Origin of the sequence: Tardiphaga sp. 20_F10_N6_6 (genome assembly GCF_052076045.1) — a bacterium.
GTDB lineage: Bacteria > Pseudomonadota > Alphaproteobacteria > Rhizobiales > Xanthobacteraceae > Tardiphaga > Tardiphaga robiniae.
In genome coordinates, this window is sequence record NZ_CP197239.1 from 1777027 (window position 1) to 1800429 (window position 23403).

23 protein-coding genes and 1 other annotated feature are annotated in these 23403 nt (G+C 58.5%); of the genes, 14 read left to right on the forward strand and 9 right to left on the reverse strand.

What is annotated here, in order from left to right; genetic code table 11:
• Positions 1 to 97: 97 nt before the first annotated feature.
• From soxA to AB7813_RS08680, 3 genes are read left to right on the forward strand one after another with little or no spacing between them, the layout of a single operon-like run.
• Positions 98 to 922, forward strand: a complete 825-nt coding sequence (gene soxA / locus AB7813_RS08670) for a sulfur oxidation c-type cytochrome SoxA (protein ID WP_320444729.1) — start codon at positions 98 to 100, stop codon at positions 920 to 922.
• 10 nt (positions 923 to 932) lie between these two features.
• A complete protein-coding gene (gene soxX / locus AB7813_RS08675; protein ID WP_320444730.1) occupies positions 933 to 1559 on the forward strand; it encodes a sulfur oxidation c-type cytochrome SoxX in 627 nt (208 codons plus the stop codon).
• Between the two features lie 22 nt (positions 1560 to 1581).
• Positions 1582 to 2082 (forward strand): GlcG/HbpS family heme-binding protein, encoded by a 501-nt coding sequence (locus tag AB7813_RS08680; protein ID WP_414716955.1) that lies wholly within the window; start codon positions 1582 to 1584, stop codon positions 2080 to 2082.
• A gap of 15 nt (positions 2083 to 2097) precedes the next feature.
• Here AB7813_RS08680 and AB7813_RS08685 read toward each other — a convergent pair whose 3' ends face one another.
• Positions 2098 to 2685: a SoxW family protein gene (locus tag AB7813_RS08685; RefSeq protein ID WP_320444731.1), complete on the reverse strand. Its 588-nt coding sequence runs from the start codon at positions 2683 to 2685 to the stop codon at positions 2098 to 2100.
• Positions 2686 to 2706: 21 nt separating this feature from the next.
• Complete coding sequence (locus tag AB7813_RS08690; RefSeq protein WP_320444732.1) at positions 2707 to 3450, reverse strand: cytochrome c biogenesis CcdA family protein; 744 nt, start codon at positions 3448 to 3450, stop codon at positions 2707 to 2709.
• Between the two features lie 79 nt (positions 3451 to 3529).
• Between AB7813_RS08690 and AB7813_RS08695 the strand changes: the two genes are divergently transcribed.
• The 3 genes from AB7813_RS08695 (at position 3530) to AB7813_RS08705 (ending at position 5493) form a co-directional block, all read left to right on the forward strand.
• Positions 3530 to 3901, forward strand: coding sequence for a thioredoxin fold domain-containing protein (locus AB7813_RS08695; protein WP_320444733.1), 372 nt, complete (start codon positions 3530 to 3532; stop codon positions 3899 to 3901).
• A 35-nt stretch (positions 3902 to 3936) separates the two neighbouring features.
• On the forward strand, positions 3937 to 4314 hold the full coding sequence (locus AB7813_RS08700) for an ArsR/SmtB family transcription factor (protein ID WP_068731992.1): 378 nt from the start codon (positions 3937 to 3939) through the stop codon (positions 4312 to 4314).
• A 69-nt stretch (positions 4315 to 4383) separates the two neighbouring features.
• On the forward strand, positions 4384 to 5493 hold the full coding sequence (locus AB7813_RS08705; protein WP_439083208.1) for a YeeE/YedE family protein: 1110 nt from the start codon (positions 4384 to 4386) through the stop codon (positions 5491 to 5493).
• 67 nt (positions 5494 to 5560) lie between these two features.
• Here the strand turns inward: AB7813_RS08705 and AB7813_RS08710 are convergent, their stop codons facing one another.
• The 3 genes from AB7813_RS08710 to AB7813_RS08720 all read right to left on the reverse strand — a co-directional run bounded on the left by AB7813_RS08710 (position 5561) and on the right by AB7813_RS08720 (position 7658).
• Positions 5561 to 6013: a DsrE family protein gene (locus AB7813_RS08710; protein WP_184518027.1), complete on the reverse strand. Its 453-nt coding sequence runs from the start codon at positions 6011 to 6013 to the stop codon at positions 5561 to 5563.
• 30 nt (positions 6014 to 6043) lie between these two features.
• The gene (locus tag AB7813_RS08715) at positions 6044 to 6520 is read right to left on the reverse strand and encodes a DsrE family protein (protein WP_439064262.1); all 477 of its coding nucleotides are present in this window, start codon (positions 6518 to 6520) and stop codon (positions 6044 to 6046) included.
• An 88-nt stretch (positions 6521 to 6608) separates the two neighbouring features.
• Positions 6609 to 7658 carry a YeeE/YedE family protein gene (locus AB7813_RS08720; protein WP_439064263.1) on the reverse strand — a complete coding sequence of 350 codons (1050 nt, stop codon included), beginning with the start codon at positions 7656 to 7658 and terminating at the stop codon, positions 6609 to 6611.
• A 1102-nt stretch (positions 7659 to 8760) separates the two neighbouring features.
• On the opposite strand from AB7813_RS08720, the gene AB7813_RS08725 reads away from it, so the two are divergent.
• Positions 8761 to 9126 carry a hypothetical protein gene (locus AB7813_RS08725; RefSeq protein ID WP_439064264.1) on the forward strand — a complete coding sequence of 122 codons (366 nt, stop codon included), beginning with the start codon at positions 8761 to 8763 and terminating at the stop codon, positions 9124 to 9126.
• A gap of 581 nt (positions 9127 to 9707) precedes the next feature.
• Here AB7813_RS08725 and AB7813_RS08730 read toward each other — a convergent pair.
• Entirely contained in the window at positions 9708 to 10172 is a 465-nt protein-coding gene (locus AB7813_RS08730) for a hypothetical protein (RefSeq protein WP_441228028.1), read from the reverse strand.
• Between the two features lie 58 nt (positions 10173 to 10230).
• Positions 10231 to 10623, reverse strand: coding sequence for a hypothetical protein (locus tag AB7813_RS08735; protein WP_441228029.1), 393 nt, complete (start codon positions 10621 to 10623; stop codon positions 10231 to 10233).
• Between the two features lie 173 nt (positions 10624 to 10796).
• Here AB7813_RS08735 and AB7813_RS08740 point away from each other — a divergent pair, with 173 nt between their 5' ends.
• Positions 10797 to 11519 (forward strand): hypothetical protein, encoded by a 723-nt coding sequence (locus AB7813_RS08740; protein WP_441228030.1) that lies wholly within the window; start codon positions 10797 to 10799, stop codon positions 11517 to 11519.
• An 884-nt stretch (positions 11520 to 12403) separates the two neighbouring features.
• The gene (locus tag AB7813_RS08745; protein WP_441228031.1) at positions 12404 to 12532 is read left to right on the forward strand and encodes a hypothetical protein; all 129 of its coding nucleotides are present in this window, start codon (positions 12404 to 12406) and stop codon (positions 12530 to 12532) included.
• Positions 12533 to 14337: 1805 nt separating this feature from the next.
• On the opposite strand, the gene AB7813_RS08750 is transcribed toward AB7813_RS08745, so the two are convergent.
• Entirely contained in the window at positions 14338 to 14583 is a 246-nt protein-coding gene (locus AB7813_RS08750; protein ID WP_441228032.1) for a hypothetical protein, read from the reverse strand.
• A 220-nt stretch (positions 14584 to 14803) separates the two neighbouring features.
• On the opposite strand from AB7813_RS08750, the gene AB7813_RS08755 reads away from it, so the two are divergent.
• The 3 genes from AB7813_RS08755 to AB7813_RS08765 all read left to right on the forward strand — a co-directional run bounded on the left by AB7813_RS08755 (position 14804) and on the right by AB7813_RS08765 (position 18703).
• Positions 14804 to 15313 carry a (2Fe-2S)-binding protein gene (locus AB7813_RS08755; protein ID WP_441228033.1) on the forward strand — a complete coding sequence of 170 codons (510 nt, stop codon included), beginning with the start codon at positions 14804 to 14806 and terminating at the stop codon, positions 15311 to 15313.
• Positions 15310 to 16326, forward strand: coding sequence for an FAD binding domain-containing protein (locus AB7813_RS08760; protein ID WP_441228034.1), 1017 nt, complete (start codon positions 15310 to 15312; stop codon positions 16324 to 16326). The genes AB7813_RS08755 and AB7813_RS08760 overlap by 4 nt, the downstream gene beginning before the upstream one ends.
• 172 nt (positions 16327 to 16498) lie before the next feature.
• Complete coding sequence (locus AB7813_RS08765) at positions 16499 to 18703, forward strand: xanthine dehydrogenase family protein molybdopterin-binding subunit (protein WP_441228035.1); 2205 nt, start codon at positions 16499 to 16501, stop codon at positions 18701 to 18703.
• A gap of 388 nt (positions 18704 to 19091) precedes the next feature.
• Here AB7813_RS08765 and AB7813_RS08770 read toward each other — a convergent pair whose 3' ends face one another.
• On the reverse strand, positions 19092 to 19355 hold the full coding sequence (locus AB7813_RS08770; protein WP_441228036.1) for a ribbon-helix-helix domain-containing protein: 264 nt from the start codon (positions 19353 to 19355) through the stop codon (positions 19092 to 19094).
• Positions 19356 to 19502: 147 nt separating this feature from the next.
• Between AB7813_RS08770 and AB7813_RS08775 the strand changes: the two genes are divergently transcribed.
• Entirely contained in the window at positions 19503 to 20012 is a 510-nt protein-coding gene (locus tag AB7813_RS08775) for a lipocalin-like domain-containing protein (protein WP_441228037.1), read from the forward strand.
• A gap of 1478 nt (positions 20013 to 21490) precedes the next feature.
• Positions 21491 to 21546: a sequence feature (sul1 is cis-regulatory element that is thought to sense ions involved in sulfur or methionine metabolism; They are found in Alphaproteobacteria), on the forward strand.
• Positions 21547 to 21614: 68 nt separating this feature from the next.
• Positions 21615 to 23105, forward strand: a complete 1491-nt coding sequence (locus tag AB7813_RS08780; protein WP_441228038.1) for a SulP family inorganic anion transporter — start codon at positions 21615 to 21617, stop codon at positions 23103 to 23105.
• The last annotated feature ends 298 nt before the right edge of the window (positions 23106 to 23403 follow it).

A 23403-nucleotide genomic window follows, 5' to 3' on the forward strand; every position in this document is an offset into this window, starting at 1 on the left:
TCTATCTTATCTGGGACATATCATTATATTCTTTTTCTTGAATGTAAAGATCTGAAATGCACAAGTGCCGCACAGACGGCGATGTGGGAGGGGACAGATGAGGAAGACCGTCATTCGGTCAGCGGCAGCGGCCATTCTGGTACTCTGCGCGGGGAGCTTCGGCAGTCATGCGCAAGACGCCAGCGAGAAAGAGATCGAACGTTATCGCGAGATGATCTCGGACCCGATGTCCAATCCCGGCTATCTCGCCGTCGACCGCGGCGAAGCGCTGTGGAGCGAAGCCCGCGGCACCAAGAACGTCTCGCTGGAAACCTGCAACCTCGGTCTCGGCGCCGGCAAGCTCGAAGGCGCCTTCGCGCAATTGCCGCGCTACTTCGCAGATGCCGACAAGGTCATGGACCTCGAACAGCGCCTGCTGTGGTGCATGCAGAACATTCAGGGTCTCGACACCAAGGATGTCGTCGCGCGGCGCTTTTCAGGCCCGGGCCGTGCGTCGGACATGGAAGACCTCGTCGCTTACATCGCCAACAAATCGAACGGCATGAAGATCGACATTCCGCTGAGCCATCCCAAGGAGCAGGAGATGGTGGCGGTCGGTGAAGCCCTCTTCTATCGCCGCGGCGGCGTCAACGATTTCTCCTGCGCCACCTGCCATGCCGACGACGGCAAGCGCATCCGGCTGCAGGGACTGCCGAACTTCTCCAAGCCCGGCAAGCCGGCGCAGGAAACCATGGGCGGCTGGCCGACCTACCGCGTCTCGCAGGGCGCGTTGCGCACCATGCAGCACCGCCTGTGGGATTGCTTCCGCCAGCAGCGCTGGCCCGTGCCGGAATACGGCTCGGACGTACTGACCGCCCTCACCTCTTTCCTGCAGAAACAAGCGGTGGCCGGCGAACTCAACGTTCCGTCGATCAAGCGATAAGGAGCCCGGGATGAAACGCGTTTTGACACTCGCCGCGCTCGTTCTCGCAGCAGGCTCGCTCACGACATCCGCATCGGCGCAGACCGCTGCCAAGGCGCCGGATCCGGCCCTCGTCGATGCCTATATGAAATCCACCTTCGGCAAGGCGCCGCCGGAATGGCAGGCCCGCATCGAGCCGGACGAAACGCTCAAGACCTGCAATGCCTTTCACAACGAGGTGCCCAGCGCGGAAGCCGACAAGATCACCGCGCGCGAACTGGCGCGGGTGGTGTATCCCGCCGACGGCAAATTTCTCGGCAACTGGAAGGAAGGCGCGAAGATCGCCAATAACGGCCGCGGCGGCCAGTTCTCGGATCCGCCTGATACGGTCGCCGGCGGCAACTGTTACGCCTGCCATCAGATGGAGCAGAAGGAAGTCAGCTACGGCACGCTCGGGCCGAGCCTGACCAATTACGGCAAGGATCGCAAATACGATCCGCAGGAAATCAAGAACGCCTTCACCAAGGTCTACGACTCGCAAGCCATGTTCGCCTGCTCGAACATGCCGCGCTTCGGCGTCAACAAGGTGCTGAGCGAACAGCAGATCAAGGATATTGTGGCTTTCCTGTTCGATCCGGAATCGCCGGTCAACAAGTAACCGAAGCTGAGAGGGGATCGATATGACGATGCGAAACGCATGGATTGCCATCGTCCTGTCGACGCTTGCGTCATCTGCAGTAAAGGCGGAAGAAGCCGTCGTCAGTTACAAGTCCCTCGGACTTGAACTGGCGCTAGATGCCGCGCGTGCGGCGCTGAAGGACTGCCAGAAGCGCGGCTATCAGGTCGCCGTTGCCGTGGTCGATCGCTTCGGTACACCGCAAGTCCTGCTGCGCGATCGCTTTGCCGGACCGCACACGCCGCCGACCGCGACCGGCAAGGCGTGGACCTCCGCGACGTTCCGCAACAGCACCACCGAACTCAATGCGATCAGCCAGCCCGGCATGATGCAGGCCGGGCTGCGCAACCTGCCTGGTGTCGTGATCATCGGCGGCGGCGTCATGATTGAAGGCGGCGGTGCAATGCTGGGCGCCATCGGCGTCTCGGGCGCCCCCGGCGGGGATGCGGACGAAGCCTGCGCCAAGGCAGGCATTGCCGCGATCCAGGACAAGCTTGATTTTTAACCTGGTCGTTAGCGACTACGCCTGCTTCTTCAGCCATTCCGGAAACGTCGCGGTCTCGTAGCCCTTCTGGCGCACGTAGCGGAACATAGCCAGAAACTCGGTCGGCTCCAGCAGCCCGGGCATGCGCGCGACTTCCCGCGCCTGCTCGCTTTTCGATGCCAGTCCCGCGACGGTCTCCGGAAAGAACTGGATCGTCGGCGTGAAGCGAATGCCATAGGCTTCGCCAAAGGCTTTCTCGCCGCGCTTGCGGCCGTCGAAATCCGTGACCTCACGTGAACCGATATGATTGAGATGCAGTATCTCGAAATTGTCGCGGATATAGGTCTCGATCTTCGGATCGGTCATGTAGCTTTCGTGCATGCGCTTGCAGGCCGGACAGCCCTTGAGCCCCCACATCACAGCGAAGCGCTTGCCCTTGGCGGTCGCGCCCGCCAGATCCTCGGAGAGATCGAGGAAGCTCTCCAGATACCAGTCCATCTGATAGAGCCCGTCATCACCGAGCGTCGCCTTTGCGGATGCCGGTGCAGCGCGTAACCCGACCACGCCGAAACCGATGGCCGCGAGCGCATGCCGTCTGGTGATCACGCCAGTTACCTCAGACATTCGATCCTCCCGAGCCACACATCATCCGATCGTGCCGAAGGCCGGAAAGGTCTCCAGCATCCAACCTGAAATCCGCGGCATGGCACCAGTCAAAAACAGAACACCTGTCAGGACAAGGCCGGCGCCGATCACCTTCTCGATAGCCAGCATATGCTGACGCAGCCGCGCCATCAGCCGCATGAAAGGCCCCGAAAACAGCGAGGCCAGCATGAAGGGAATTCCAATCCCCATCGCATAGGCCGCAAGCAGAAGTGCGCCCTGCGCCGGCGCACCTTCCGCGCCTGCGACCATCAGAATGGCGGCCAGCACCGGACCAACGCATGGCGTCCAGCCGAAGGCGAAGGCGAGGCCGACCAGATAGGCGCCAAGAAAGCCCGCCGGTCTGCGCACCGCCTGAAAGCGCGCTTCGCGAAACAACAGCCCGATCCGGAAGACGCCGAGAAAGTGAAGTCCGAGAATGACGATCAGCAGACCGGCGATGACGGCCAGCGTATCGAAATAGGCCGTGATCGCCTTGCCGATCAGCGATGCCGATGCGCCCAAGGCGACGAAGACCGTGGCAAAACCCAGCACGAAAGCGAAGGACAACGCGACCACGCGTCCGTTCGGTCGCCAGCCGGCCTGACCACCGCGATCGTCGAGTTCGTCCAGACTGACGCCTGCCAGAAAGCAGAGATAGGGCGGCACCAGCGGCAGAACGCAGGGCGACAAGAACGACAACAGCCCTGCGCCCAGCGCACCAAGGAACGAGATTGAGGACACCACGGCGGATCCGGTTCTGGCATAAATATTCGAATTCGTGTATATGTAGCACATGACGTGGAAATTGCCTCTGAAAACCTCGTTGATCGCAACATTGTTGGTGATGACTGCGGCGCTGTCGCCGAGCATCGCTGATGCGTCCGAACTACTGATGTTCGAGCGCGATGGCTGCGTCTGGTGCGCGCGCTGGAATCGCGAGATCGCGCCGGTCTATGACAGGACCGACGAAGCCAAGCTTCTTCCGCTGCGCCGCATCGATATGGATCGCGACAAGTCGCCCGGCGTCGCACTGGCGTCGCCGGTGCGTTTCACGCCGACCTTTCTGATCGTGGACAATAACGGCCGCGAGATCGGCCGCATCACCGGTTACATGAACGACGAATCTTTCTGGAGCCTGCTCGGGAAGTATGCTGCCAGACTGACCAACTCACAGCCCAACGCCAATCGTTCCTGATCCTCTTCAAACATTCGCGGGACACGCACGCTGCCATGGCTTCTATCATCCCATCCGAACTCGAAGACGAACTGCGCGACGGTGCGGAATATTCCCCCGAACTCGACCAGTTGATGCGCAAGGCCCGCAAGGCCAGCAATTTCCTGAAAGCGATCTCGCACGAAAACCGCCTGCTCCTGCTGTGCCTTTTGGCTGAGCGCGAACGGTCGGTGTCCGAACTGGAGAACATCCTGTCGCTGCGGCAGTCAGCCGTGTCCCAGCAACTCGCGCGTCTGCGCTACGACGGCATGGTGGAGACCCGCCGCGACGGCAAGACGATCTATTACAGCCTGGCCAATGACGATGTGCGAAGCGTCATCTCGGTCATCTACGATATCTTCTGCGCCACGCCGGCGCCGACCAAGAAAAAATAACGCCGCCGATCTGGCAGGCGGAGGCGCGCGGCCCGTAAGGCCAGCGCACCTCACATCAGGAGGAAACCCATGCAGAACATGTCTGCCTGGTTATCGGCGCTGGCTGGATTTGCCATCGGCGCTGCTGCAGGGTTTGCCGTACGACGCGCGCGGCTTTGCACATTTGGCGCGATTGAAGATGCGTTGATGGGCGGTGACAATCGCCGCCTGAAGATCTTTGGGCTGGCGCTGGGTATCGCCGTGCTCGGCACGCAGGCGCTGATCCTGTCCGGCTTTCTCGCGCCCGAACACACCACTTACGTTCCCATTGCATTGCCCCTCATTGCGATCGTCATCGGCAGCATCATGTTCGGCACCGGCATGGCGATGGTCGGCACGTGCGGCTTCGGCTCGCTGGTCCGGCTCGGCACCGGCGATCTCAGGAGCCTGATCGTGATCCTCGTGCTGGGCGCGACGGCCTATGCCACTCTGCGCGGACTGTTCGCCGATCTCCGCATTGGCGTGCTTGAGCAGCTAGCGATCCGCATGCCGGACGGCATACGCTCCGACTTTGCATCGCTGCTGACGCAAGCGACCGGCCGCGATCTGCGCGTGCCGCTCGCCATCATTGTCGGCAGCGGCCTTTGTTGGCTGGCACTCAGCGACAAACGCCTGCGCCGCGCGCCGCGCCTGCTCACTGCCGGTATCGCACTCGGATTACTCACGATTGCCGGCTGGATTGTCACGGTGGGATTGAACGACGATTTCGCGGGTCCGCCGCGCCCGCAAAGCCTGACATTCGTGTCGACCATCGGAAAAGCACTGTATGCCGGGGTCCTGAATGTCGCGAACTTCGCCGATTTCGGCGTCGGCAGCGTGTTCGGCGTCATTGCCGGTGCATTGGCTGCAGCGTGGTTCGCGGCTGAACTCCGATGGGAAGCCTTCGACGACGATCACGAAATGCGCCGTCATCTTATCGGCGCGTGCCTGATGGGTGTCGGCGGCATTCTGGCGGGCGGCTGCACCATCGGTCAGGGCATCACCGCGGGATCGATGCTGGCGCTGTCCTGGCCGATTGCCGTCGGCGGCATGATACTTGGCGCACGCATCGGCATTGCGATCCTGGTCGATGGCTCGCCACGCGACCTCATTCAGCGCAACTGGATGCTGCTGGCGCGGAAAGCGCCACCGTCCAAGTAGTCATAGCGTTTTCGAGCGAAGTGGAGACCGGTTCGCGTCAAGAAAACGCGTCAAAAAAAGCGAATCTTCAAGGCTTGAGGTAGCTCCAGCCGGCTTCCTGCAACTCAATCAGCCGAACCGCGCCCGATGGCACCACCGTCGCCTCGGATACGACACTGATAGCCTTGCCCTCGCGCTTCTCCATGCCCTCTTTGGTATTTCCGCAGGCGATGAATTTGACGCTGGACGGAAAGCTGGCATCGACGATCTGCTTGATGCGGTCCTTCACCGGCGAGGTGTCGTCGCGCAGCATGTGCAGACCTGGCCCATAAGTGACGATCTCGATCTGAACGTCCTCGCCCTTCGCCTTGTAGAATTCCATGACGTTTGTCGCGTTGTTCAAGGCCAGATTCATCAGGGCCGGATCGTTCTGATTGACCTGAATGGCGACGCGATGCTCCTTCGCGCCTGCTGCGTAAGCGGACAACGCGATCAGCGACAACAGGACGGCTCCGGCAATCGATCTCAACAATGATCGCATCTCGAAATTCCTTTTCAGGGACGTATAATTTCAGGGACGCACGATCGTGAAACCGCGCTCGGTCAAATCCAGCAAATGGCCGACGCCGACCTGCACTTCCACCGCATGCGGATTGATCGCCGGGCGCTTGCCGGTGTCGCGTTCGATCGTGTCCAGCGTGTTGCCGCAGACGCTGAAGCGCACGCCCTGGGTCACCAGACTATCGACCAGCGCGCGGTATTCGTTGGTGTCGCGCATCAGATCGATGCCGGGGCCGAAGGTGACCACCTCGACCGCCACCTTGTCCGGCCCATAGGCTTTCAGGAGATTGCTGGCGACGCTGAGAACGAGGCGTTCTTTCTTCGGATCGGAATCGGACAGCTGCAAGGCGATGAAATGCTCGGCGAAGGGCTTGTCAGGCGCGGCGGCGTCCTGCTTCGCGGGCCGTGTCTGCGCAGTGACCGGGCCCGTTGCAAATGACGTCAGCGCAAGGATCGACAGAAAGAAAAACAGTCCTCGCTTATTCATTGCGCACAAAACCTCTGACGATCAGGGGATTGATTAGCAATCGCCCTGCGCCAGCGCAATCAAACTAACGAAGCGGACTGGAGAGGATTTATTGCGTCGCAAACACAGGACGCAGTGCCAGGCCGCGGATCGCAACTGCAGCGCCCGCAAAGATACCAGCGGCCGCGACGAAGGATGGCAGCGCGAGCGTGGACACACCTGTCAGCCCCTGCCCGATCGAGCAGCCATAAGCCATCGCGCCGCCGATCCCCATCAGCGCCGCGCCGGCCATAGAGCGGCCGGTATGACGCGCAGAGGTGTAGCCCTCGAATTCAAACCGGCCTGTCAGCAGCGCGGTCAACAGACTGCCGACGAACACACCCGCCACCAGCGCGATGCCGAAATTCAGCGTCATGCCCGTCGACAGCATGATGAATTGCAGCGTATCGGCAGCCGGCGACACGAATGTCAGCGACGCCACCGGAATCGGATCGAACTCATCGGCACCAAGCCAACCGGTTGTCAGCCAGCCGGCGATCACCAGGAGGCCCATCACGAGACCCGCCGCGAGTTGCCCCGGCGAACGGCGGAACGCACGATGCGACAGCGCAAATACCAACAGCGCAACGCCGACAATCAAAGTTGCTACGACGCGCGCCGTTGCGTCAGGCAGGCCGAGCGTTCCGAACAGCGACGGGAGAGAATTCACCCCAGGCGTCGTCTGCGTCCATTGCAGGATCGACAGCCGCATCGGCGCGAGCAAGCCCTTCAAGGTCATCTGCGCCGTGACGCCGATGATCGCGATCACGACCAGCGATCTCAGATTTCCTTTGCCCAGCAACACCAGTGCACGGGACGCGCAGCCGTTCGACAGCACCATGCCCAAGCCGAACAACAGGCCGCCGACGAAGATCAAAGGCGCCGAGAATGACGGCTGCAGATAAAGCGACTTGGCGATCTCGACGATCCCAGCGCCGGCAATGAATTGTGTGCCAACAACCGCCACGGCAACCGCCAGCGCATAGCTGCGGATCTTGCGTCCATCGTCATGCGCCCACCAGTCGCGCAGGCTGCTCATGAGGCAGAACCCGCTCAGCAGACCGACCACGCCGAAAACGGCGCCAATCGCAAAACCCGCGATAACCGGGAGCGCAAACATCGAATGATCCGAACGTGATTTTGAGGTGATGACGCCGGATTACTACTGGCAGTTTCAGAACCGGTCCAGTTGGCGCATGATTTAAGGAGGAAGTTCTACGGACGATGAAAAACAGGAAACATAATTCCACCAGATCCCGGAATGCGATGCAGAATAACTATCGCTCTGGGAGCGGCAGAGATCGCCACACGCGTGTTTCGCACCCAATTTTCGAAACGGCATTTTCGATCTTGCCCAGCTCCGGGACCATTCGAACAGCAAGCGATCTGGATCACTGGGGCGAGCTTTGCGCTCCTGTTGCCAACCATTTCTTGGGTGGTGGCTGACGCGCAGTAAGGACGTGCGGGATTCAGCAGTCCTGGAATAGGAGAGATTACGTCAACTGCCGAATGCCAATGAAGGCTGCGACCGCTGCTACTGCCCAGAATATGCTCCCGACAATCCGCTCAGCTCGTTCCGAACGATCACGCAGACCCACGAACCTAAGTATATTTCGTCCTGTTGCCTTAACGATGACGTCGAGAACAATGTGGATTAAAATTCCTACGATTTGATCCATTCGGCCGTCGGGGTCCTGTCGCGGCGTGCGTGCAGCCAGGATAGGCATTGCCACAATATTCGCAATGCGGATGCCCTCCCCGCTCACGAATAAGGAACGCTTCTAACATGCACATGCTTCTAGGCATTTGGGTCATATTCTTCATTGTCGGGCTCGTGCCCGGCAGCATCTTCGGGTACTTGCTCGTGAAACTGCCTTTAGGATTTGGATGGCAAGCGCTCCTATCCGCATGTTTGGCAGCGCTCTCGGGGTACGTAGTATCGTTGGTCGTCGTTCCAGCGGAGGCCGCGACGACAGATATTCACACTCGCAACATTGCGCTGTTTGCTCCACCAATTCTTCTGGCCACACTGGTGAGCATCTACTGGACTCGGAAAGAGGCCAAGCCGCCTCCGCGTTCCTGACCAGGAATGCGAGCGCCAATGAGAGGCATGATCACTGCGCATTCCGCAATGTTCCGGGAAAGGGAAACCAATTTTGGCGACTGGGTAGTTTGAACAGAAACACCTCCAAATCTGACCAACGGATCTTGGAGATGATTTTATGAAGCGACTGCTCGTTTTCACGATGTTGTTTCCGCCACTCGTGCTGTTCGTTTACATCTCAGCCGATCAGTTGTTGCGCGATGGTTTTCCCGACATCGGTTTCCTGGCGTGGCTGGTGGGAATTGCGTATGTGCTCGCCGTCATTCCTGCTTGGTTGACGGCAGGAGTGGACTGGGCGCTTTCCGGCCAGCCGCTTTACGTGCGGCTCATCGCGACGATGCCGGTGGCGGCTATCCTGGCCGAGCTTGTCGCAAGCTACATGGGCCAGCCATATTTCGATGTGTCCGTTGCGATAGCGGGAGCAGTTCCAGCCGCGGTGTGTTCGTGGCTGTCAGATAAACCAATGAGAAGCGTGCATGCGTGAGCAAGCTTAGCACCACCACGGGACCAATCTGCGCAAGTCTTGACGGGCACACGTGTTGACGCAGCCGTCCACCGCCAAGTTGTCTATTTTTATAGACAACACGCCAATGACTGCGGTAGCGTTTGCAAACCTTTCACAGCAATCACGGGGTGTGCTTCAGTCGTGGCCTACAGTATCTACGGGACCCCTCACGGGCAGCCTGAGAAGGTCTGCTACGGAACCGTACAGACCCTCGATCAGACGGCGAGCGAGCTACGGAAGCTGCGTGAAGCTGGCGTCTTGGACGTCTACGCTATTGGCTTCGATCCCGAGACCGCCAACCTGCGGAAGCCGCCGTCGGACCCCAAATCGAATTAGGCTGACGCGTTCGGAACCAGGCAAATATGCGCTGCTTGAAGCGAACAACACCGAAAATGGAATTGCTTACAGGATTGCCTGCAACCCGCCGCCCCGCAGGGCCAATTCGTCAATGATGTGAAAATGGTGGGGGAAGAAGGACTCGAACCTTCGAAGTCATAAGACGGCTGATTTACAGTCTCGTGCGACCTGTTGGAATCGTTGAGCTTTGTAAGGAATTTTCCTCATTCCTGCTTTTCCGAAAGTGCACCACATGGTGCGTCCCGAACATTGGGGCAGCATGGGCCGTGTCGCATTGGCTCTGGCTTAATCAACCGGCCACCCGGCGCAGGGGCCTTCAGGCTCAGGCCCTTTTCTTCGAGCCAGAGCAAAGCATGCGCGATCTGTCGAAGCTCGTTACGGTCCGGGCCTGCCGGAAGTCTTCTCGCCCGCCGAAGCACTTCCGCGGCCTGGCGACGCACAGGCGAAGCGGCGCTCCCCGACTTATCGAGCTCTTCTTCTATTTCCAATATGAGCAGGCGAACCTTGGCAACTTCTATCTGATTCAGCGCCTCGCAGATCAGACGTTGGTAGTTGAGAACCACTTGTTCGACGTCGATCTCGTCTTCGACAATTGTCGCTCTTTCCAGCATCCGCGCCTCCTTGTGCACGAAGACGGTAAGGAAAATACAATTGAAGAGTTTGCGCAATCTCCAAAGTTATAAGACGACTGATAAAAAAAAATGCTCAGCCTAACAAGAAAGTTCCTCATTCCCGTTTCTTCTTAAACGGCACCACCTGCCCCGGCCCCGGACGCTGCGGCAGCACCGGCTGTTTAGGCTTCGGCGGATCGTCGGGAAAGAACCGCTTCCAGCGATAGGCAGCGTATCCGTAGAAATAGTCCCACCAAGTTTCAGTAACGCTGGCGTCACCCCATGGCATGGGATCAGGGTCCCCGCCATCGGCATCCTCAGGGATCGCAATAGGGATCGGTATTGCCGGGCTCGCCCACATGATGCCGCCGGGGCCCATGCGCGTATACTCGCATTCATCGGGCTCGGTGCATTCGTCCACGATGTCGATGAGCTGAACGATATTATCGGCTGAGAAGACCCCGACGAGATCATGCGTCTCGATTATTCGAACGAGATAGGTTGGCATGCCATCTTACCGGCCCCGGTAAGGTCTCCCAACTGGCATCAATAACATACGGAATCGCTACGGTCACCTCAGCGCAAACAGAATAGTAGCTTGCAATCGTTCAGACGACGTTACAGCCTTAAAAAATACGAACTTTGCTTTGGATCGAACAAATCATGCGAACGCGATTTACCTTGGACGTGAAGGGCTCTCCGAAGAATCTGTTTTCCGTTCTCGAAATCGCCAACCGCGACGATCGGTCAAAAACTGATCTGAACATACATTTTAGCTCGGGGGGCAAGATCTTTCGAGGTGAGTCTGTCGAGACGTTGATTAGACCGCCTCCAACTGATCAATATCAGGACTGTCATATCCATTTTTCGGTCCATGCGTCGGTGAAAAGCGCCACTGTGAACAGCATTCACCGCGAAGTAATGATCGCCGGACAATCAACCGGTGACAGCGTCCTGTTAACGACGGCGCTAAAAAAGGATCACCTATTTGCTCCGCTCACGTTTGTCATTTGCGGTGATTTCAAGAATGGCCGCTTCGACATCCCAGAGAACGACATCAGCGAGATCGTCACGCTTGGCCAGTTAGATCCCGACAGAGATCAGTTCCGATTTATGGTGGTTCTTGCCGAGGCCGGCAAATTATTCCCGTATCAGAAAGAGCACCCAAGCAGGTTTTTACAGTATCACTTCCAGGACTACGAGCTGATCGTGATTAGCTCGTACTTCAACATGCCAGCGCAGCCGCATATGATCGACTTAGTGCCATTTACGACCAAAGAAGGTGGACCCCAACGCGGCTTCTATTGGCAAGAAGTCTACAATTTGTACACCGATTGGTACATGCTTTACGCGCAGGGTTACTTCGACCAGATAGGCAAAGAACGATCTCACTCTTTTGAGTAAGAACCGATTTCAGACGGGAAAGACCTACCGGGTATCGAAGGCGGCCGCGTGAAAGACTGAATTTCGTCGACACGTTTGCCGGAAGGGCTGCTGCTGCGATCATAGGTGCGGCTGACCACGCCCTACCTGGACCGATGGCCCGAGCGACTGCTCGGCTCCTGAAAGGCGGCGCCGGCAACGTCGCCGAATACTCCGCCGGCCGAGACAAACTGATCGCTGACGGCATTATCGAGATGCACGAGTGCGGGTGAATGTTCATGTGGAAGTCGGAGGCGCCGGACGGCGATCTACCGCTCGGCTCATCTAAGACGGTTTTCTAACGTCGTCAGGCAGGCGACGGAACGGAACATACACATCCTCCGTGCAACCATCCGGATAGAGGGCGAGTCTCTGAACGACCGGATCTTTTCGCTTGAAGAATAGCGCGTACTCTTTTTGACCACCGCCCGGCTGAACGCCCCTTAAGCACGCAACGAAGGCGCCCGGCGCACCTGGGGCCAACGGTCCCGCCGGACGCGCTGCAGAAACTTCCAATGGATCCGAAAGTTTTGCGTCCTTCGCGGCCACCGTGAATGCCTTCGCCATCGCAACGGCGTCAGGTGGTGCGATGGGGTCCAAGTCTGCCACAGGCGTTTGGATTGGGCCTGAGCAAGCGCCTAAAACGAAGCAGCAGGCCAGAGCTAATTGCCGAAATGGGTTCATACCGTTGCGTATACGCCTGGAGAATTGGCCGCCAATAACGTTATCGGGAACGAATCTACCACACGACGCTTGAATCCGCCGTTCGCGCGATTGGGAATGCTGCAAGCGCTCTATCCAAAAGGGACGCCAGTTTACCATTCATCCGACAAGGATCCTGTCTGGCACCGGTCGAGGAATCGAACATGATCGAGCATGTTACGGCCCGTCAATATGGGCGCGTTTTGATAGGATTGGTGATCATCATGATCGTCGCGCTCGGGGTCTTTTCCACGATCCGCTGGTTGGCTGGGATTGGTAGCGTTCCAGCCTAAAATCAATGACGCCAGCGATGCCGGCGCGGCGCTGGACTTGCCGAACCCATCCGCGAGAACTTCGCTCGTGCGAAGATAAAGAAGGCGGCCGAGGCGGCGCTCAAAGACTGCCGACACCTCAGCAAGCCGACCGACGACATTCTCTCAAACCTCGAAGCCCATCTCATGGATGCGATGCAGGACAATACTGCATCGACCAGTAAGTCACTCGACGAGGCGGCCAAGGCGTCGCCGGCTCGACATTCCAGCGGTACCGGACCGACAATGGGCAAGAAGCGCTGATCAGCGACAACGGGAAAATCATGGTGAAGCAAGGCTATCTCAATGTGTCCTATGCCGCTCATGTCATTCCAGTTGGGCCATTCCAGGCCGCCAACCTTCAACCGAAGCGGTTCCGCAATGAAGCCCGAGCCTGTGCCGAAGCGGTTGCGCTTCTCAGACTGATGCAGAAGGCGGAATCTGAGGGATCATGACGGGACGAACCGCACGCGACGCCCTCCCCGCCATGGGGTAAAATGGCGGATGCCGGAACGTTACGATCTGCGAACCGTTCATTCGTCCATGGCGGCAAGGTGCGGCCACAAGGATGTCCCTGATGCCAGCCAATCAAGAAACAGCCGTTGCTCCCCATGAAACGCCACAGACCGATCACACCCCTGCCCCAGCCAAAATGCTGACAATCGGTCTAGTCGTTTGGCTGCTCGTGGGTGGGTTGGCAGTGCTAGGCGCCTACGCCTTTCTACTTCGAGGTTGACCCCTGGTTCCTTGGCGCCCTTCCCGAGGCTGAAGCGCACGTCACTAGCCGCCCGATGCTCGGGGAGCGCCGGGTACCTTCTTGGTATTCTTTTCTCGCAACAGATGCTTATTTTCTACTGGGCATTCTCACACTGTAATCGCTCCTGTCTGATGAGGGCAGAGGCCACATCCAGGGAGGCGAAATTGCCGTTTGCGCAAATCATCGGTGCCTTACCTGAAGGCTGGCCGTCTTTCGACTTGGCGTCGCTGGGCGCGAGCGTGCTAACGTTCGGAATCGCGGCGGGGGCTTGTGATCTGGTTGCTTGAAATCCGATCGCATGAGCGCACAGAAAAACCCGCCGAGGACGAATTCGGCGGGTCTTAGTCGCGGTGCGAATACGAAGGCCGCTTGGAGCTAGCCTCTACGTCAAAGCTTAATGAAATGATCTCTTTGCCGCTGATTAAGACGCATCACCCACTTGGGTTACACGCCGCTAGACAACGACCATACTCCCGCAGCTTCGGCCCCTCGCTAGAACCAACGCAGCGATCTTCTTAGTCAGGCTCACAGGGCCTCGAACAGTAACCGTAGGCTCACCGTAGCGACCGCCGCCAGCTGGACCGCCAGCGCGGCGGCGAGTTCCACTTCTTGCCTCTGATCGTGCGTGTCTGTCCACCATTGACCGATTCTGCTCTGCATATCTGATCCTGGCAATACGCTCTTGATGACCGGGTGCGCATCCGCTTCGTTACGGCATGCGCGTGCTTTCAATGATGATGGCGGCGATGACAGCTGGGGCGCTCATTGCGACCGCAGTATTTTTGCTGTCAGTGGCCTGGCTCTAAGTTCACAAGAGCAATAGAGGCAAGCCCAGCACCAGCAGGAAAATGACGAGGACGCCAAGTCCTAGATTATCGTCGCCCCTTACATCTCTTGAGGCCGTCGGTTCAACCGTCGACATTTTTCAGCCTGACAATAAGCCAGCCACTTATCGACGAGCCATCCAATGCCCGTCTGCTGGCGCCTGAGATATATTTGATTTTCACCCATCACCATCGTTATCGCCCTTCTACGAGGCTGCTTGAAGCGTGCGCGCTTCCAGAGCTTCCATGTATTGAGCAATGGCTCTGTTTGAGAGTAGCAAGCGGCTCCTTACTCCCTGCCGGATCATGGTTTCAACCGAGTGGAGCAGAGTGTGCGAGCAGAACTCTGCGTCCTCGATCTCGCCTGCCCGTTCCAGATAATCCCATGCAATCTGGATGGCCTCTTCCATGAGGACAGCGAGGTGGGCCAGTTGGTCGGGATTGTTTCGCATGCCTATTCAAACGGCACGCATCGGATTCGTTCCGCCCAACCGGGGAACACACGATGAAACCGGCAAGTGTCAATAACGCTGACCGAAAGCCACAAATCTCGGACAGTTGCCTCAAGCAGCTCTTCATGAGACCCTGCGTTATTGGCCGAGCCTTAGAGCCTGGGCTTATGACCCGGTGCCGGCAGTGCGTGACTCTCTTCGACTCGTGCGGGGGAATCAGATGACACAAAACAACACGGCGGCGCAGACACGTAACGGCATTTCGGTAGCGTTGGTCGTCAACGGCGTCGGACAGCAGCTTACGGTCGCACCTTGGACAACGTTGCTCGACGCTCTCCGTGACCAGCTCGATTTAACCGGTACAAAAAAGGGCTGCGACCATGGTCAGTGCGGTGCCTGCACGGTGCTGGTTGATGGTCGCCGCGTCAATTCATGCCTGACGCTAGTAGTCATGAAGGACGGCGCCGAAGTGACAACGATTGAAGGCCTTGCGCCCAGCGTTGGTCTGCATCCGCTGCAACAGGCCTTCATCGACCACGACGCCTTCCAATGCGGGTACTGTACCCCCGGACAGATTTGCTCGGCGGCAGCGCTGATCGCCGAAGGCAAAGCGAAGGCTGACGACGAAATCCGCGAGCTAATGAGCGGCAATCTCTGCCGCTGTGCCGCCTATCCCAACATTGTTGCAGCGATCAGGCAGGCAATGTCCGTGATGGCTGAAAAGCCATGATCAATTTTCATTATTCGCGCGCAAGCGACGTTGCGGACGCAGTGCAGCAGATCAGGGCGGACCCGGCCGCCAAATTTATCGCTGGCGGCACAAACCTGCTCGACCTGATGAAAGAGGATGTCGAGCGCCCTTCCCTGCTGATCGACATCACACGTCTACCGCTCAAGACCGTTGAGGAAACAGCTGGCGGGGGTGTGCGGATCGGCGCACTCGTGCCGAACAGCGACCTCTCCTACCACCCTCTGATCGAGCAGCGGTATCCGGTCGTTTCCAGCGCAATCCGGGCCGGTGCCTCGCAGCAATTGCGCAATATGGCCTCGACCGGTGGAAACTTGCTGCAACGGACACGCTGCGCTTACTTCTACGATACGGTGACGCCATGCAACAAGCGGGTGCCCGGCAGCGGCTGCTCCGCAATCAACGGCATCAATCGGGGGCATGCGATCCTCGGCACAAGCGAGGCCTGCATCGCCACGCACCCATCCGATATGTGCGTGGCGCTAGCGGCCCTGGAGGCAACTGTTCACGTTACGGGGCCCAAAGGTGAACGCGCGATTGCCATTGCGGACTTCCACCGGCTCCCCGGCGACACACCGCAGCGGGACACCAATATGGACCGTGATGAAATCATCACTGCGATTGAACTCCCCGCGCAAGGCTTCGCCAAAAACTACACTTACCTTAAAATACGCGACCGTCTCTCTTACGCCTTCGCGCTTGTGTCAGTCGCGGTCGGACTAGAGATGGATGGCCAAACCATTCGCCAAGCGCGACTCGCACTCGGTGGCGTCGCGCACAAGCCGTGGCGGGATTTCGCAGCCGAAGCGGTCCTGAATGGTAAGGTTGCGAGCCCCGAGACTTTTAAGCGCGCTGCGGATGTGCTGCTACGGGACGCCAAGGGCTTTGCCCACAACACCTTCAAAATCGAACTGGCGCGCCAGGCGGCAGTGCGCGCGCTGACGCAAGCAGCAAATGGCACACCGCAGTCGCAATCGAGCAAGAAGATGGCGTGAGGGCGCGATGGCCCAATGCACTGCTCCCTGCCCTCCGCGTGAAGACGACATCAGCCGCCGCAGCGTCCTGCAGGGTGCTGTTGCGCTTGGGGCGCTCGGACCCGGACGAGCCGCGGATGTGGTGCCCCATGCCGCCATCGCAGTCGACCACAAGAGCCAAGTGAGCAAGCCAATGACATCTTACATCGGTACTGCGACCTCACGCATTGATGGACACGCGAAGGTGACCGGCGGGGCCAAATACGCCGCCGAGTTCAACGTGCCTGGCCTCGTCCACGCTTTCGTCGTCGGATCGACCATCGCTAAAGGACGGATCTTGCGTATCGATGCGAGCGAGGCGCTCCGCGTCGAGGGCGTGATTGATGTTCTAACGCACGGAAAACGGCCGCGCATGGCCGATGCTGATCAGGCCTACAAAGACGATGTGGCGCCGGAGGGTACGCCGTTCCGGCCACTTTATGACGCCAGGATCCTATTCAGCGGACAGCCAGTCGCCCTTGTGCTTGCGGAGGGGTGGGAGATTGCGCGCTTAGCCGCCTCACTGGTGCGCGTGGAGTACGAACTGGAAGCGCACGTCACGGACCTGCATCGTCAGCGTGAGGCCGCCTTTGCATTGCCTGAACCGGCAAAATCGCGGGGCAATGCAGCAGAAGCCTTTGCCGCGGCCGACATACGCCACGAAGGCGAGTATTTCGTCCCGGTCGAGCATCATAATCCCATGGAACCGTTTGCGTCGACGGTGACATGGGACGGCGGTGGCAAGCTGACGGTCTATGACAAAACCCAAGGCGTGCAGAATGTTCAGCGCTATGTATGCAGCATATTCGACATGAAACCGGACGATGTGCGCGTCGTATCGCCCTTTGTTGGTGGGGCATTCGGCTCAGGACTGCGCCCGCAGTATCAGGTGGTCCTGGCCGTACTAGCGGCCCGCGCGCTGGAGCGCTCCGTCCGTCTTGTTCTGACGCGCCAGCAGATGTACTCGCTCGGCTACCGCCCCGCCATGCTTCAGCGGGTTGAACTGGGCGCGACTACCGGCGGAATACTCAATGCAATCATGCACGATGCGATTACGGTGACGTCGCAATACGAAGACTTCTACCGGAACGAGACCACCTGGTCCGGCTTGCTCTACAAATCCGCCAATGCGCAGTACACACACAAGCTCGCCCGGCTCGATCTTCCGACGTCGTGCGACATGCGCGGTCCGAGCGCTACGACTGGTGTCTATGCACTCGAATCCGCGATGGACGAACTCGCGGTTGCACTTAGCCTTGATCCGCTGGAGCTGCGTCTGCGGTGTTACTCGGATCGCGACCAGAACAACGGCGACGTGCCGTTCAGCAGCAAGAATTTGCACGAATGCTACCGCCAAGGGGCGGAAATTTTTGGTTGGGAAAAGCGCAACCGCGAGCCCCGCTCGATGCGCGACGGCAGCGAGTTGGTCGGCTGGGGCATGGCGACGGGCGTCTGGGAAGCGTTACAGGTGCCAATCACTGTCCGAATTAAGCTGACCGCGAACGGTCACGCAGAGGTCGCATGCGCAACGTCAGATATTGGCACGGGTACCTACACCATCATGGCACAGGTCGCGGCCGACGCGCTCGGACTTCCGCTCGACAACATTAGTATCAAGCTTGGCGACTCCACACTGCCGCAATCGCCGGTAGAAGGTGGATCCTGGATCGCGGCATCGGTGTCAAACGGGATCGTGACGACAAGCAACGCGATCCGCGAAGAATTACTGCGTCTGTCGAAGCGAGTGCCGGATTCGCCGTTCGCAAATGCAACAAGCGACGAGGTCGCACTTGCGGACGGCAGGCTCGTGAGCCGGCTAGATGCATCGCGCGCGATATCAATCGCGGATGTGATGCGGGTTGGCGCGGTCGACCGCATCGAATACGAGAAATCCACCAGCTTCGCCAATGACGGAAAGCATGCGCACAACGCGCATTCTGCGCTCTTCGCTGAAGTGAAGGTAGACGAACAGCTTAGTGTCATGCGCGTTACCCGCGTCGTGAGTGCGGTTGCGGCCGGGCGAATCTTGAACCCCAAGACAGCGCATAGCCAGATCATGGGCGGCGTAGTGTGGGGTATTGGAATGGCGCTGCACGAGGAGACGCTGATCGATCACAGGTTCGGTCGCATCATGAATGCCAACATCGCCGAATACCATATACCGGTAAACGCCGACGTTCACGACATCAAGGTGATCTTCGTCGAGGAGCAGGATAACATCGTCAATCCGCTGGGCATCAAGGGTTTGGGTGAGATTGGTCTCGTCGGTGTCGCCGCCGCGATAGCCAATGCGATCTACCACGCGACCGGAAAACGAGTCCGCGACCTGCCGATTACATTAGACAAGTTGCAGCGCTGACCTCTGCGGATCTTGATCAGTCAAGCTGCTTCGGCTTCTCACCGGCCGGTCTCTTCTTTGCGGTGTGATTTTCATCGTCGGAGCTAGCGCTTTGATGTCGGTTCAACCGTGTTAGAGGTAGGTATGCGCAAGGGCGCGATAGCTTTAATCGGAGCATTGGTGGCCATACTCGGTGCCGCTGGCTGGTACGCCTACCAGGGTCTCATTGTACCCGGCGAGCCCATGCCTCGCGACGGCTATATCGCCCTGACCATCGGCATAGTTCTTTCCATTATCGTCGGCGCCGGATTGATGGCCCTGCTCTTCTTCAGTAGCCGGCGCGGGTACGATGAGCCGCCCACTTTTACAAAAGAGGACCGAGACCAACCCCGTCGGCGACCTTTTGCTGCTAGTCCGGATTGGCGCCAGTTGCCGATCGGTACTCGGTGATAAAATACTTCACAACGAAAACTCGGATAGCTGACGTAAGGTTGGAATGAACCCGGTCGCGATCTATCCGCCTAATCAGCGCTAACCGAGAAATACCTTCTTCTCGCGCGATTTCTGTCAGCGCGTCCCAAAAGGCGTCCTCGAGGCTTACACTCGTTGACGTCCCGTTAGGTCTGCTGAAAGTCTGCTTTCGCGGTTTTGTGGGCTTCCTCAGTTTGGGCATACTCGCCGTCGGTGCCGTGTTGTGGGATGAGTTGCCCCAGTGACCGCTGAGTTCTCGGTACAATGATTTAGAGGCTCTGACCAAGCTGGTAGGCCAGGCCAGAACCCGTCTACAATGGAACGTGCCTGAAAATCGGAGGGAGCACCCATGAAAGCACTATTCATAATTCCGCTAGTCGCAGCTCTTACATGCGGCACGTTGTCCGCGCGAGCAGCAGAGCCGCTCAAACAGCAGCTGGTAGGCACTTGGAGCGTCATTTCATTTGTCAACGAGAATGAAAGAACTGGGAAGACAACCAAAGTATTTGGTTCGGATCCGAAAGGATATTTCATGTTCGATGCAACAGGTCACTTCTCAATCAATCTCATCCGTGCGCGGCGACCAAAATATGGCAACCGCGACTTTCCGACTGCCGGCGAAGGCAAAGCCGCTCTGGAGGGAATGATCGTGATGTTTGGCGACTATAAAGTGAATGAAACTGACAATTCGCTATCCTTGCACATTATCGGCGGTAGCTTTCCCGCGTGGGACAACACGAATAAGAAGCGTCTAATCGCGATCAGCAACGATGAGCTCACGTATAAGAATCCGACACCGGCAACCGGTGGGGGCACTGCTGTGGTGACTCTGAAACGCGCGACAAGCGCAACCGAGTAATCTTTTGGTTGGTCCTTCGCCATGGGCACATCGTTCTGTTCACCTCTACGCGTCGGACAGGATCTTCAAAGGTTGATACGCATCGCCCGATGAAGTCGGGCCGATACTGCTACGCTTGCGAACCAATTGTCCTCAGAGGCGACGTCATAACCGACGGCGCCTTTGGGATGCCGAGCCAACTTCTCTCTACGATTGAGCAGAACATGCAAGCCTCGCGGCCACCAAGTTGCATCGGGATGTCAACAAAGAGTGCAATGGCCGGAGCCTCAAACGCGACGGAAGGCTATAGCGCGCGCAACAGATCTCGGACGGGTCCTTACCGCGCCGCCATCATTGCCACTGTGTACTATCCATTCGCCGTTCGATGCCCGCCCCGTAATGATGCCAACGTGATGCGGCCATACGACGACCACCCCGATGCCTGGGCCTCCGGCATTCATACCCGTTCGAGCCCACTCTCGAGCTAGCGCAAGACGTCGATCAGATTGACCAAGATACTTGCTGAGATACGTTCCGCACCATGCTCGGGCTCTATGTTGATTTCCCTTTCGGGCTTCAGCTGAGGAAGCAATTAAAATAATGGCGCAAGCCAACAATGCGACTCTCGACATAATCAACTCCATAGAAATGGACGACTACCGACAAAGCCGTCTGCAAACCTACGGTGCGAACTTCAGTTCCTTCATTCTTGATTCAACTGATCCGAACGGTGCCCTGGGAAAGACGCGTGGTAACCAGACACATTTAATATCGAATTTGAATGCGCATTCGTGCACTGACCTACCGGTACCAAAAAGGGCGACGAGTCGAAGCTTGATTGGCCAATGGTTTCGGACGGCATTCGCGCTGATGGAAAAGGAGGGATCATGCCAGCGATCTGATTCCGACGAAGGCTGCGACTGCTATTACTGCCCAGAACGCACTCCCGACAATCGTCTCGGTCCGTTCAGATCGACTTCGCAGCCCGACGAGTTTGAGCACGTTTCGTCCCGTAGATAGGATGATGATGTCCAGAACGATGTGGATTAGGGTCCCTACGACTTGATCCATTCGACGGCCGGCCCTCTCGTGACGCTACCGTCAGAATAGATGCCGCCGTGGTATCTGCAAAGTAGCTATCGCACTGACAATAAGGACCAGGCATATCTTATATTCGGCGGTCTGCCGCCACTGCGGGCGATGGGTCAAAACTGAAATCGGAAGCGCCAAAAATCCTGAGCTGTGAAGTGCGCCATTCGAAGCCAGGCGATGCTTCCGCCATCAGCAAAGTCATTGTCAGCGCGCAGAGAGAGACGAATAGTCGCGACTATACCCACCGTCAGGCTTCACTTACACGCTGGATGTGCCCGTTGCTTCGATGAACAAATAGAGCCTTGGAGGTCCTGGTCGGACTCTACTGCGTTGTAGGCCGCGCCGTATGATCGCGATCTTCTCTCGCTTGCCTTAATTATTGTATGACGCTAGTAATTTGTCATCGCTCTGGACCCGGTGAGACCCCGGGTGGCTCTTCCGGCCGCCGATCCGCCGGACCACGCACGCCGGCCCGACAGTCGTCCATCGCATCCCGCGGTGCACTGTTTGGCGCCACTGCGGAAACTATCCATGAAATCCTCGTCCTTTCCCCGCTACCACTCCGAGTGGGTTGGCGGCGCCATTAGCATTCGCCGCGACGTTCTCGCCGGCATGGTCGGCACCTTTGCTTTGATCCCCGAAGTCATCGCATTCTCCTTCGTCGCCGGCGTCGATCCGGAGGTCGGACTGTTTGCGTCTTTCGTTATTGGCATCGTCATCGCCTTCGCCGGGGGGCGCCCGGCGATGATCTCCGGTGCCGCAGGATCAGTGGCGCTTGTCGCCGCGGCGTTGGTGGGCAGCCATGGCTTAAAATACTTGCTGGCGGCCACGCTGCTCGCCGGGCTGCTTCAGATCGTGTTCGGCCTGCTCAAGCTCGACGTGTTAATGCGCTTCGTGTCGCGCTCGGTGCGCACCGGCTTCGTCAATGCGCTGGCAATCCTGATTTTTTCGGCGCAGGTGCCGCAGATGCTCGGCGCCACCTGGCACACCTATGCGATGATCGGGCTCGGCCTCGCCATCATCTATCTGGTGCCACGCCTGACCACTGCCATTCCCTCGCCACTGATCTGCATCGTCGTGCTGACGGTGGTTGCCGTCACCTTCCCGATGCCGATCCACAGCGTCGCCGATCTCGGCCGCCTGCCGAATGCGCTGCCCACCTTCAGCTTTCCGGGCGTACCGCTGACATGGGCAACGCTCAGCATCATCGCGCCCTATGCACTGGCAATGGCCGCGGTGGGGCTGCTGGAGTCTATGATGACCGCCAGCGTCGTCGACGACTTGACGGAGACCACCAGTTCCAAGGCCCGCGAATGCACAGGGCTTGGCCTTGCCAACATAGCTGCCGGCCTGTTCGGCGGAATCGCCGGCTGCGGCATGATCGGCCAGACCGTCGGCAATGTGCGCTATGGCGGCCGCGGCCGGCTGTCGACGCTGGTGGCCGGTGTCTTCCTGCTGATCGTCATGGTGCCACTGCGGCCGTGGGTGGCGCAGGTACCCGTCGCCGCACTCGTGGCGATCATGATCATGGTGTCGATCAGCACCTTCTCCTGGGGCTCGATCCGTGACCTTGCCCGCCATCCAAAGGTCTCGGGCATCGTCATGCTGGCCACCGTAGCTGTGACTGTCGCTACCCACGATCTGGCCATAGGCGTGGGGGTCGGTGTGCTGCTCAGCGGCGTGTTCTTCGCCTTCAAGGTAACCCGGTTGATGGAGGTGCAGATCAGCCATGACGCTGCGACGGACACCCGGATCTACACTGTATCCGGCCAGATCTTCTTCGCCAGCGCCGACATCTTTGCCGATCACTTCGACCTGCGCGACACTGTCCGCACCGTCCGCATCGACCTGACCGCGGCTCACCTTTGGGACATCACCTCCGTCGCCGCGCTCGATGAAGTCGTCGGCAAGATGCGGCGGCACGGTATAGCGGTCGAGATAATCGGCCTCAACCAGGCGAGCGCCGTACTAGTGGATCGCCACGCGCCGCTGGTGCGAGACACCACTGCATCATCTGGATGAGTGCACTTTCTCGATCCTCTAGACGCTCACGGCTCTAACCCAATGCTAATGCGAGCCTGCAGGTTCTCGATGACGGCGGCAACATGATTGCGGAAATTTCGCTGGACCGGCCGATGCATTGAACAAATGATCGTTGTGGTCTGCCCCGTGACGCCCTCCCCGCCATCGGGTAAATGGGATATGGCCTCTTTCGAACTCAGTGGCTTACTTGGAATCTGCGAGTGGCAATGACGAACCCGCGAATAGCCATAGCATGTTTAATTCTCGTGGTTCTGATGGCCGCCTTTTTCGTGGCCGA